9 protein-coding genes are annotated in these 12,043 nt (G+C 30.1%); 8 read left to right on the top strand and 1 reads right to left on the bottom strand.

Annotated features, from left to right (window positions below; all coding sequences use genetic code 11):
- Positions 1–96 precede the first annotated feature (96 nt).
- The 3 genes from bshC (at position 97) to MARIT_RS10005 (ending at position 3,946) form a co-directional block, all read left to right on the top strand.
- The gene (gene bshC, locus MARIT_RS10015) at positions 97–1,689 is read left to right on the top strand and encodes a bacillithiol biosynthesis cysteine-adding enzyme BshC (protein WP_100211446.1); all 1,593 of its coding nucleotides are present in this window, start codon (positions 97–99) and stop codon (positions 1,687–1,689) included.
- The gene (gene rlmF, locus MARIT_RS10010) at positions 1,686–2,546 is read left to right on the top strand and encodes a 23S rRNA (adenine(1618)-N(6))-methyltransferase RlmF (protein WP_100211445.1); all 861 of its coding nucleotides are present in this window, start codon (positions 1,686–1,688) and stop codon (positions 2,544–2,546) included. The genes bshC and rlmF overlap by 4 nt, the downstream gene beginning before the upstream one ends.
- A 599-nt stretch (positions 2,547–3,145) precedes the next feature.
- Positions 3,146–3,946 (top strand): hypothetical protein, encoded by an 801-nt coding sequence (locus tag MARIT_RS10005; RefSeq protein ID WP_100211444.1) that lies wholly within the window; start codon positions 3,146–3,148, stop codon positions 3,944–3,946.
- 105 nt (positions 3,947–4,051) lie between these two features.
- On the opposite strand, the gene MARIT_RS10000 is transcribed toward MARIT_RS10005, so the two are convergent.
- A complete protein-coding gene (locus MARIT_RS10000; protein ID WP_100211443.1) occupies positions 4,052–4,897 on the bottom strand; it encodes an AraC family transcriptional regulator in 846 nt (281 codons plus the stop codon).
- Positions 4,898–5,122: 225 nt separating this feature from the next.
- On the opposite strand from MARIT_RS10000, the gene MARIT_RS09995 reads away from it, so the two are divergent.
- The 5 genes from MARIT_RS09995 (at position 5,123) to MARIT_RS09975 (ending at position 11,878) form a co-directional block, all read left to right on the top strand.
- Complete coding sequence (locus tag MARIT_RS09995; RefSeq protein ID WP_100211442.1) at positions 5,123–6,226, top strand: alkene reductase; 1,104 nt, start codon at positions 5,123–5,125, stop codon at positions 6,224–6,226.
- A 931-nt stretch (positions 6,227–7,157) separates the two neighbouring features.
- Positions 7,158–8,660, top strand: a complete 1,503-nt coding sequence (locus MARIT_RS09990; protein WP_100211441.1) for an SGNH/GDSL hydrolase family protein — start codon at positions 7,158–7,160, stop codon at positions 8,658–8,660.
- A 131-nt stretch (positions 8,661–8,791) separates the two neighbouring features.
- Positions 8,792–10,252 carry a hypothetical protein gene (locus MARIT_RS09985; protein WP_100211440.1) on the top strand — a complete coding sequence of 487 codons (1,461 nt, stop codon included), beginning with the start codon at positions 8,792–8,794 and terminating at the stop codon, positions 10,250–10,252.
- Between the two features lie 128 nt (positions 10,253–10,380).
- Positions 10,381–11,100 carry a hypothetical protein gene (locus MARIT_RS09980; protein WP_024741449.1) on the top strand — a complete coding sequence of 240 codons (720 nt, stop codon included), beginning with the start codon at positions 10,381–10,383 and terminating at the stop codon, positions 11,098–11,100.
- Between the two features lie 16 nt (positions 11,101–11,116).
- Entirely contained in the window at positions 11,117–11,878 is a 762-nt protein-coding gene (locus MARIT_RS09975) for a hypothetical protein (RefSeq protein ID WP_157926248.1), read from the top strand.
- Positions 11,879–12,043: the final 165 nt, after the last annotated feature.

Raw genomic sequence — 12,043 nt, 5'->3', positions numbered from 1 at the left:
CATTTGTTCAGCTATGCAAACAATTCACCCAGCCATCTTTTAACAACATTACAACAAGAGCCTTTAGAAAGGATGTTTTAAAGGAAAAAATTATTTATGAAAGTAACCAGTATTCCATTTAAAAAAACAGGATTCTTTTCTAAAACAATGTTAGATTATTTAGAAAAGAACAAAGAGATAACCCCTTTTTATAATAATTTTTCTGATTTAGAAGGATTTAAAAAGCAATTAGAAGAGAAGCAATTAGTATTTAAAAATAGCACAAGAAAAGTATTGGTAACTGCTTTAAAATCGCAATATGAAAACTTAGCAACTTCTGAGCAAACGCTTAGCAATATAAATAACCTTTTAAAAGAAAACACTTTTACAATAACAACAGGACATCAATTAAATTTGTTTACAGGTCCTTTGTATTTTTTATATAAAATAATTTCAGCAATTAATTTATGTGAAGAATTATCAGCAGAGTATCCTGCTCATAATTTTGTGCCTGTATATTGGATGGCAACGGAAGATCATGACTTTGAAGAAATAAATTATTTTAATTTTCAAGGAAAAAAAGTACAATGGAACCGTCCTGATGGAGGAGCCGTAGGGCGCTTTTCAACAATAGGGCTAGAGGAGGTTTTTGAAGCTTTTTCAGAACATTTAGGGACTTCTAAAAATGCTACTTATTTAAGAGAGCTATTTGCAAAAGGGTACTTAAAACATACAAATTTAGCAGCGGCAACCCGTTATATTGCAAATGAGTTGTTAGGAAAATATGGTTTGGTAATCATAGATGCTGATGATAAAGCATTAAAGCGAGAATTTACTCCTTTTATAGAAGAAGAGTTATTGAAGCAGACTTCTTTTAAAAAAGTTACTGAAACTATAACTGAATTTAGCAAGCGTTATAAAGTACAAGTGAATCCACGTGAAATCAACCTTTTTTATTTAACGAATAATCTTCGTGAGCGTATTGTTTACAAAGCGGGAAGCTATGAGGTGAATAACACTAATGTATCATGGGATGAAAAGGAGATACTAAAAGAAGTCGCTGAATTTCCAGAGCGCTTTTCGCCCAATGTAATCATGCGTCCACTATATCAAGAAGTAATTTTACCCAACCTTTGTTATATAGGAGGAGGAGGAGAGCAGGCGTATTGGCTGGAGCTAAAGAGGTATTTTGAAGCAGTAAAAGTACCGTATCCTATTTTATTATTACGTAATTCGGTTCAAGTAATTTCTGAAAAACAAGCAAGAAAATTAGCAAAATTAAATGTTTCAGTGGAAGAGCTATTCTTGAAGCAAAATGATTTACTAAGCATCAAAGTACTAGAAAAAACGGAGTGTGCTATAGATTTTACAAAGCAAAGAGCGTTTTTACAAGAGCAATTTCAAACATTAAAAAAAGTAGCAACAGCAACAGATATTTCTTTTTTAGGAGCTGTAAATGCCCAAGAAAAAAAGCAATTAAAGGGATTGTTAAATTTGGAAAAACGTTTATTGCGTGCAGAAAAAAGAAAACAAAAAGACTTAGTAGAAAGAATTGTAGCTTTGCAAAATGAAATACTACCAAATCAAAGTTTAGAGGAGCGACAACGAAATTTTTCTGAATACTATTTGGAGTATGGCAAGGAATTTATTACAATACTAAAAAATAATCTAAAGCCGTTGCAGTTGGATTTTACTGTACTAGAAATATGACAAAATTAAAATTAGGATTGCATCCTAAGAACAAGCATAGAAATGGTTACGCGTTTGAAAAACTATCAATAGAAAATAAAAAATTAGTTCCTTTTATAGTAAAAAATTCGTATGGTAACTTGTCTATCGATTTTTCAGATCCAAAAGCAGTAAAAGAATTGAATGCAGCATTATTATCATCAGAATATGGAATAAAGCATTGGAACTTTCCTGCGGCAAATTTATGTCCGCCAATTCCTGGGAGAGTAGATTACATTCATCATTTAGCAGATTTAATTGAAGGAGATGAAAAAGTTACTGTTTTAGATATTGGTACAGGTGCTAGTTGTGTGTATCCGCTTTTAGGGAGTGCCGTTTATGGTTGGAAGTTTGTTGGAACAGATATAGATTTAGATTCATTGGATAGTGCTCAAGATATTATTGATGATAATGATTTGGATGCTTTTATTAAATTAAGGCAGCAATTTGATGAAACTCATATTTTAAAGGGGATTATAGAAGAAAATGATGCTTTTTCAGTAACAATTTGTAATCCACCTTTTTATAAATCAGCAGAAGAAGCAATAGGGGCAAATAGAAGAAAGTCTAGGAATTTAGGAAACAATGCTGTTCGGAATTTTTCAGGGAATCATAATGAACTGTGGTATATAGGAGGAGAGAAAGCTTTTTTACATACTTATTTATATGAAAGTTCTCAGTACTCGACGGTAAGTAATTGGTTTACAAGTTTAGTTTCTAAAAAGGATAATATAGAAAGCCTAGAAAAATCTAGTAAAAAATTAGGGGTAAAAGAGTTTAAAGTAATACCAATGCACCAAGGGAATAAAGTAACCAGAATAGCCTGTTGGCGATTTTAATAGGTGTTTTTTTTGAAATTTCAATTTCTTTACTCATTTTCTGAAAGCAAAAGACTATTATTATGAAAATGAGATGATGCCACGATAACAAGCAGTTGTTACATGTGTCCTTAAAACTTACTTACAATTTACGAATAAATTAAGAAATAAGGATTGCAATGTACCTTGTAGCACGTGGAATTACGAAAAAAGTGACGAAGTAATTTCTTATTATAATCTTGATTTTTTGTTTTGTTTTTCTTCCAAAAAATGAAAGAATTAATATGTAAAGCGGTAAAGTTAGTTGTTAAAATATGTAAAAAGCACAGTAATTAGTAAGGAAGTAGTTCTCGAAGTGGTTTCAACTATTTCTGGTGCTTGCAAATTGGTCTTATTTTACTCTAATTTTAGCTTTTTTTACAACCTAGTGAAGGGTATGTTGCTTAAAAAGAATTTATTAGGGTAAAAAGCAGTTTTCGCTTCAAAACAAAAAAATTAAATCATTTCATTAAATATTTGGATAAAATGAAAAAACGGAGGTACGTTTTTTGTGTTAAAAGTCAATAGTATAATAATATTGGTTATTTTTGGTAGAAAAAATAGCTAATAGCAAATAAATTATGAGAATTTTTAAGTTCTGGATTGAACATTCAAAGGAGTTAAATCTTAACGGAATAAAACAATCATCGAAGGTTTTTGGAGGCTCTAATATCTCTGAATTAGACGCTATCAAAGACGCTGAGAGGAAATTAGACAGCGTTCAGAAAATAATTAATGGTGAACTCGAAAAAAATGCGGAATATGAATCGGATATCATCGAGGAGATTATTGAAAAAATTGATGAGCAAAATATCGTTACAAGAAATAGGTATGGAGCTTTGGTTTTGAATTCAAAAAATATGATGTTTATAGATATCGATTCTTATTCAAAATCAATTTTGGAGATGCTTTTTAAGAAGAAGATACCAGTGAAAGAATTAATGCTTCAAAAAATTGTAAAAACCATCAAACAGCATAAATATGCTGACTTCGGTTTTAGGGTTTATGAAACGAGCAAAGGGTATAGGGTTTTAGTGACCAATAAAGATTTTAATCCTAGAAGCAAAGAATCCAAAAGAATGATGGCTGATTTTAATGCAGATCATTTATATAGATTGCTGTGTATAAGACAGAATTGTTATCGTGCCCGTCTTACGCCTAAGCCTTATAGAATCAAGCAAAAAAGAATAAAAGTTGTTTATCCGAATAGAAGCAATGAGGAAGAGCAAGTATTGTCGAATTGGTTAAAAGAATATACACAAAAATCTACTAAATATGCTACCTGCAATCTAGTAAGAGAGTTTGGTAGCGTAGCGATGAATGCTGCTATTCAATATCATGATGAAACAGCAGGGGTAAAATGGCCTAATAAATTAGCGTAAAAAACTCATTATAAATGGCATATTGATATATTCTTCGTAATATGACTTATAATATATTTTTTTAGAAATAAAAAATGAAGAAGAAGCCAATTCATGGCAAGCTAATTATCGAAAAGCGCTCGGATTTCTGCCTGTGTATTTTTTAAAAGTTTTATTAAAATGGCTAGAATCCGAAAAACCTGTTTTATCTGCTATTTCTGAAATATTTAAGTTAGTTTGCTTTAAAAGACGTGTTGCTATTTCTATTTTAGTTTTTAATACGTATTGTTGGATAGAAATGCCTGCGTGCTTTTTTATAAAAATACTTACATAGTTGGGAGACATATAAAAAATTTCAGCGATAGCCTTTATCTTAATCAATTCTTTATTAAGAACATTTTGTCTTATGTAAGTTAGTATGGAATTTATTTTTTCTTTTTCGGAGTCATATGGCTTTTCTATTTTTAAGAGGTTCGATTTTAAGTTTCTTGAAACCAGCATCAATAAGGTACCAAATAAGTTGAGTAAAACATCTCTACTATACATCAAAGAATTTTCTATTTCATTCTTTATCAATTCATACAAATAAAATAATTGTAACCTATCAGTGTCATAGGTAATAATACTTTTAGGGATATTATTGGTATGAAGTATAACGGTATCTAAGTTTTTTTTCCAATGCATACTTGCAGCTAAATTAGCCTTCTCTAAGAGTAGTTGTTCTGTAAATTTTAGAATACCAAAAGTTGTAGGTTCATTAATTATAAATTCGTGCTCATCTTTAGGAGTTAAAAAAAACAAATCCCCTTTCGTATAATCAATAGTACTCTCATTTAAAAGATGTTGTCCGCTGCCTTTTAAAATATAGGTAAGTTCAAAAAAGTTATGCTTATGTCTTGGATAGCCCCATTCGTTGATTGCTTCAAATTCAAGAAGATCTAAATTTTTAGTGATGTAAAATCGTTGCGGCATTAAAAAGATGTATTTGTACAAATATACAATGCATTTATACAATAAAAGCGATTACCAACCTCTCTAATTTTGCAGTATCAAAAAGTAATATTAAAATGATAAACAAGCAAAAGTAGCAACGGTCTATTAATAATAAAGATGCCTTTAAATTATTAGATATTGAAAAAATAAACTAGGGTGTTAACGCTAGCTACTTAAGCAAAAAAGAAATAAAATAACATACTTATGGAATATACATTGCACAGCCCCTATGATATGAACGGAATTTTATTAGAGAATCGTTTTTTAATGGCTCCTATGACGCGTTCAAGAGCCACGCAGCCAAATGATGTGCCTAATGTGTTGATGGCAAAATATTATGGACAAAGAGCGTCTGCAGGGATAATCATAACAGAGGCAACTCAAGTTTCTTTACAAGGAAAAGGTTATGCAAGAACCCCAGGTATTTATACGCAAGAACAAATTGAAGGATGGAAGCTAGTAACTAATGAGGCGCATAAAAAGGGAGGTAAAATATTTTTACAATTATGGCATGTTGGTCGTGTTTCAAGTTCGCAAGTTAATGGGTTACAACCATTGGCCCCATCGGCTAAAATAGCGAAAGAAACTACAGTGTATATATTTGATGGAGCATCAAATGGAAATGCGTTTTTTATACCAGTAGAAGAACCAAAAGAAATGAATAAAAAAGATATTAATCAGGTTATTGAAGAGTTTAGGGTAGGCGCAAAAAATGCAATGGAAGCAGGGTTTGACGGTGTGGAAATTCATGGAGCAAATGGTTATTTGATAGACCAGTTTTTGAGAAGTAACTCAAATATAAGAAAAGATGAGTACGGTGGAAGTAGAGAAAATAGAGTTCGAATATTAACTGAAATTACTCGAGCAGTAGTTGACGAAATCGGAAGCGAAAAAACAGGAGTTCGTTTGTCACCATTTATTAGCTTTAAAGACATGAATGACCCTGAAATTTTAGATACGATTATGGTAGCTTCTCAAGAATTAGAAAAATTAGGGGTAACTTATATTCATTTATGTGAAGCAGATTGGGATGATGCCCCTAAAATACCTACTTATTTTAGAATGCAATTAAGAGAAGTATTTAGTAAAACAATAATAGCGACAGGAAATAAAACGCCGCAAGAGGCAAATATATTATTAGCTAATAATTTGGTTGACTTAGTTGGTTTTGGTAGAAAGTTTTTAGCGAATCCTGATTATCCAAAACGTGTAAAACTAAATGCAAAAATGAATCGGATTGATCAGAGTCGCACTTTATTTGGAGGGGGCACATCAATAGGTTATACAGATTATTCATTTATGGATTAAGATTTAAAAACTTCGGGTAGAATTTTAGATCAAAAAAATAGTACTTTCTTTAAATAAAAAGGAATTTTTAAATATCGTCATTGTAAGTCACGAAGCAAACTATAGAGTGTTTGTTTTTGAAGTCGGGGGATGTCAAATCGTGGTACTGCAATGACGTTTTTAAACAAAAAAATACAATTAAAACTAGAGATGTTAATTATGGAATATCTAATACATTTTTGACTGATTAAATTAAGTAGTAAGCCTATTTGTAAGCATTGTTTAAAACAATCGCTTTTTAGTAAAAAAAAGGTCAATAATCATATCTAATTAGTGTTCAGTGAAATAACATTTTATCGGTTTTAAGCAGGTTGGGTGTCTTGTTGTTAGGAGGGGTAGGTAAAGGGTTAAAAAAAGCATAAAAAGAGCTTTTACAGTTGTTTTTTAGAGAGGTGTGAACGGTGTGTAGGTGTATTTGAGGGTGATCTTTTTGGCGAGGTAAAATGATGTGAAATGCTCTCAAAAAGGCTTTTTCTTAATTTTTTTTAGATTTAAAAAATTGGCTTCTAGATGATTTTAGTAAGAATCATAAAGAGTGTTAAAATTCATAAGAATTCAAATGTGTTTTTCTTAAAAAGTAGATTGTATTTCTGCTTATAATTTTTATAAAATATAGCTATAAAGCTATTGGGAATAATGATTTTTTAAAGGGGTAAATAAGGGATTTTATTGCGTAAAATTGTACTTCCAAATTAAAGAAGTTTCTCATCAGGAGATGGAGATTTCCAATATACAAGTGTAAGTCGAAATACTACATTTTGCATTACACAAATCATATAAATTATTTCAACAAATTTAAAAAAAACGAGACAATTGTTTGGTAAAAACACGTCTGGATAGAAATAAAACGAATAGAAATTAAAGTATAAATAAATTTAAAATATTTTTAAAAATGAAAAACGTAGAAAGAATCGTTGTTTTCGGAGATAGCCTTTCTGATATTGGTGTAAAAGCAGATACAGGAACAGGAATTCTTGGTAGATTACTTGGAGAAGTAAGAGTAAACGAGATTAAAAGATTTAGTGACAATAAAAACTGGTCAGATTTTATATGGGAATGGTCAGGCGGTAGTAGTTTGGTAGATGGGCTTTCTCCAGAAGAAGCAAATAAACTTACATCAAATCATCTGTCGTTAAAAAAGTCTAGAATAGGTTCAAAAAATAATAATTTATCGTATTGTAATTACGCTACTGGAGGAGCTGTTGCTGATACACCCAAAGGCTTGATACACAAATTTGCGCTTACAACTTTTGAAGAACAAGTTAGTGACTATAAAAAAGACTTAGAAAAAACAGAAAACGATAAACCGAATAATAATTTATTCATAGTTTGGTTTGGACTGAATGATATTGTAACAAATCAAAAAGGAATTGAGTTAATGCAAAAAACGGTACAGCGTTTAACAGCATTGTGTCATGAGGTTGATGAAATTACTAAGGCACATAATAGTGCTAGTGAAAACCATTTTATTATTGTTAATAATCCTGATCCTTCTAGTGCTGTAAGATATATTGAAAATCCAGAGTCTGAAGAAGTAAGAGGTTTGCGTGATGCAACTATAGAATTTAACAGACTTCTTAAAGAATCTTTTCCAGCTAAGGAAGATAGTAGGTTTACAGTACTTGATGCATTTACCTTTTTACAGCAAAACTTGTATAATTTAGATATTATTAAAATAGATCAAGCAGCTGGGGTTCCTGTTCAGTACTATTCTGACTCTCAAGATCCTGTGCCATTGTCAAAAGCTTTAAGAAATTTTTTAAATTCAATTGACTTATCAAAAGAAAAAGAAGGTACTATATTAAGAGAGTTTATAAATACGATTAATGATCAAATAAAAACAGCTTTAAAAACGGATAACGAAATTGTTTTACATAAAAACGTTTCGAAAACGTTACTAGATATTTTACCTAAAATTAAAAAAGCAAATAAGAAGTTTACAAAAGCATTAAAGCTAATTCTATTAACCTCAGGATTATTTATAAACCGCGTAGAGTTTGCGATAAAATACTATGCAACACAAAAAGATAAACATGTTGAAGATATTCGTAAAATTCAAGCTGTAATTGATCAAATTTCTTCAAAAAACCTATTAACATCTTTAACTAGTGAATTATATAAAAAAGACGTAGCATTATATAATACGCTATCAGATATTTTAACAAGAACGGATAAGGATAGTTCTTTCAAAAAAATATTAACGTTAGTGATTGCTCAAAAATTTGGCTTTTTTGCAACATCAGATAAAGCGCACCCTACTGAAGCAGCTTACAAGCTTATAGCAACATTAATTGCCGTTCAATTCACTAAAAAGTTTCCTAATTTATCTCTAGGGGAGTCATTTGTTTCCAATGCATTTGAGCATGGTGTAGCAGAAACTTATTTTAACGTTTAACACCTTCCTCTTCATAAATAAAAGCTAAAGCACTTAGTATTTTAAACTTTTAAAAAAAAACAGGTTTTTACAAGGTATTTTAGTAAAAATAAATTGAAAATTATTTAATCATTAAATCAAAAATAACTACTATGGACTATAAACCAGAACAAGTCGTTCAGTCTTTATTATCAAAAATTTTTAAAACTATAACAGCAGGAACAGATCAACTATCTTCAAGTGATTTCGCTGTGTCTTGGGTTATGCCAGGAATACCTTTTTCTTTTGAAGATTTGGATTTTAACCTTTATGGGTTTGGAAGCCAACAAGGATTGGGAGATCGAAAAGGAAGAGAAAAGGCTGATATTGTTAGAGAACGATATATTTCGGCAGAAAATTTTGCTAATTTAGTGAATGCCATTCCTGCAGCAGGTAAATTTATAGATGACGCAAAAACCCAATTAATATATTCTCCTAAAAGTGAAAGTATTAATGCTGTTTATGATATCCTTTTAAGATTTTCAGAAGTAGCACATCAAGAATTAACAGAAGATCAACAGAAAAAAATAGATAGATTTAGAAAGCTTCTCTCTGAAACAGTTGAATTTGAGGATATAATTACAGGTGAGAAAAAGACGAAAGTAGTAGATGGTAAATTAAAAAAGGCATACTTAGAATACGAGAGTCATTATAGAGATGCCTTGGTTTCTTTTAACTCGTTAAAATTAAATGCTTTAAATAGTACTGATGCCAGAGCTGTACAAGAATTTTCTTTAAATGGTAAGATTCTTCGTCAAAAAGTAAATGCAGCGTATGATGCTTGGGTTTCTCAAGGGTTTAAAAATGAATACCAGCAAATTGTTGCTGCAATTGATTCTATAACTCGACGAAATTTAGAGGTTTATAAAAAAGACTTATTAACTAAATTTGAAAATGCGAAAATAACTAACCCTACTTCAGGAACAGATTTTTATCAAACAACTTTGTATCCAGCTACTTTTCTTACAGAAAATAATTGGACAAAATTCACCTTTAATAAAGAAGAGGTAGATAAACATGAAAATAAAATTTCACAATCTTTAGAAACTGATGTAAAAGCACGTTGGGGGCTTTTTTCAGGATCAAATGAGACTAATTATTCTTCTAAAAATTCTTCTTTGGATCTAAAAGAGGAAAAATTCAAAATTACTTTTTCACTTGCTCAAGCACCAATTTCGAGACCTTGGTTTTCACCAGAGTTTGTTAGAAGCTCAGGTTGGAGATTTTCAAAGAACTCGCCAATAACGTTATTTTCAGATGGGCAAACACCTCCTAAAGGTCAATTTCCTTTTTTGTCAAGATCAGCTGTTTTTATTAAAGATGTTACTATAGAATCTTCTTCTCTTGCTAAAGCGTTAAAAGAAAGTGAAAGCAAGTTAGATACCAAAACCAAAGCAGGGTTTGGTCCCATATCTATTTCGGCAAACTATAACAGAGAAGAATCTGATAGCAAGCTGACAACGAATGTAAGTGAAGGTGCTATTGAAATTAAAGGAATGCAATTAATTGGATTTGTATGTGAAAAAAACCCTGTGATTCCTAACACCAATCCTGATATTTCAGATTTTACATAAAAAAATTACTAATTAAAGAATATAATAATCAAACCATTTGACTAAACTTTCTTAAACTATATGCATACGGTATTGCCTTAAGTTTTAGAATAAGTCATTATAAGAAAAACTATAAAAGCTACTAATAAATGACAATAGATACAAATAAGAGGTATAGAAACTTTTTAATAAAGCGCATTAATCGTATATTTTCAAGAGCAATAAAAATTAAAAGTGTTGAGCTTCCAAATGAAATAGTAGAAGATGTTCAAGCTTTAAATGTAGGAGAGTCATTTCCTTTAAATAAATTAATCCTTATAAAAGGAAAGCTAGAAACCATTGTTGATGGTAATAGAAAATCTATTTTTGGCAATGTTAATGGTTTGTTTAAAACAGGAGAAACAACCAAAGCCTCTGTAATTGCGGCTGTATTTTTACTCTTATTTGTAGCCTTAGCTATTTTAGAGAGTATTAATGAAAAAAGTAGTCAAGTAACTATTTTAGATAGCTCTGGTTATATGTTATTTTACAATTTGATGTTTTCTATTGTTATTTCTGGCTTAGGTACATCTTTTAGATTATTACATTCTTTAATTAGTGAAAAAATAGAGTCTTTTAGAATAGAGTATTTAATTGAAGGAATTTTTTCTGGATTCATACTTTCTGAAATTCTATATATTAATATTCCAGAAATCCAAACCTCTCAAATATACTTTGGAAAGTTCCTTTTTGCTTTTTTTGGAGGAATGATTTCTGGAATACTTTACAGTGTTATTGAACGAATAACTTCTTCATTAGGTATTTTAATTACAGGATCAGATATACAAGGAGATCAATATAAAGAAAAGAGTAAAAATACAGAAGAATAATAGAATATACCGTTACATGCACTTCTTAAAACCCCCAAACACTAGAGTATATATATTACTACTACTAACTTATGGTGTATTGCTTTGTACAAGTTGCAAAGCAAGCCATATTAGCAAAAGCAACCGTATAAACAATGAAGCCCCTACTTATGCTGAGGTTTTGTCTCGTATAGCTGATCTTGAATTATCTGATTACGAGAAAAGGCATTTGTTTTATGAACGGGTATTTTTTAATATTGATTCTAATTCATTATCGTTTTTGTCTTCAAAATCAACGAATGCAGATTCTGCAAGAATGCAGTTAAACAAGTTGTACTCTTTTAACAAAATATTTAATACAATTTACAAAAAAGATAAAACCAAATTTTATCCATTAACTCAAGGGTTAGATGATTTTTATTCTAATGAATTAGCTCTTTATGATTGTACAAAAAAATCTTTTGAAGTAAATTTAAAATGTGGCTTAATTAAAAAAGTACTTGCCAACCAATCATTAAATAAGATAGAAACATTTGTTGGAGAAACTAATATTACTTTATTAAGTAACTATTCAGTTAAAACTGATGCTAAATTATTTTTTCATAAAAACCGCAGAGTAGAATATGCTGTTTTAAAAGTTGTTCGTCCATGGTTTGAATACGGAGTCTTGTCTATGATTTATAATCAATCTAAGAATAAGTCTAATCAAGAAAAGAAATTTCTAATTAACCAAGTAATTTTGATGCATCAAAAAGAGAATAAGAATCTGATACTTGGTTATGTATTACAGCCTATTTAAAAAATGTAATAGAAGTTTTTAAAGCAATTGTCTATACTTAGTTTTAACGAAACATATTTACCTAGCCCATTGTTCATGAGTACAATAAAGTAGCTATACTTTATGAGTGTAGTTAATTTGCAGTATGTTAAAATGTTATTTGGTAGGTTTTATAGTGAGTTAATA

Origin of the sequence: Tenacibaculum maritimum NCIMB 2154 (assembly GCF_900119795.1) — a bacterium.
In the GTDB taxonomy this organism is placed as follows: domain Bacteria; phylum Bacteroidota; class Bacteroidia; order Flavobacteriales; family Flavobacteriaceae; genus Polaribacter; species Polaribacter maritimus.
The sequence above is the reverse complement of the archived record's forward strand: the minus strand, read 5'-3'. Positions and strand labels throughout refer to the sequence as shown.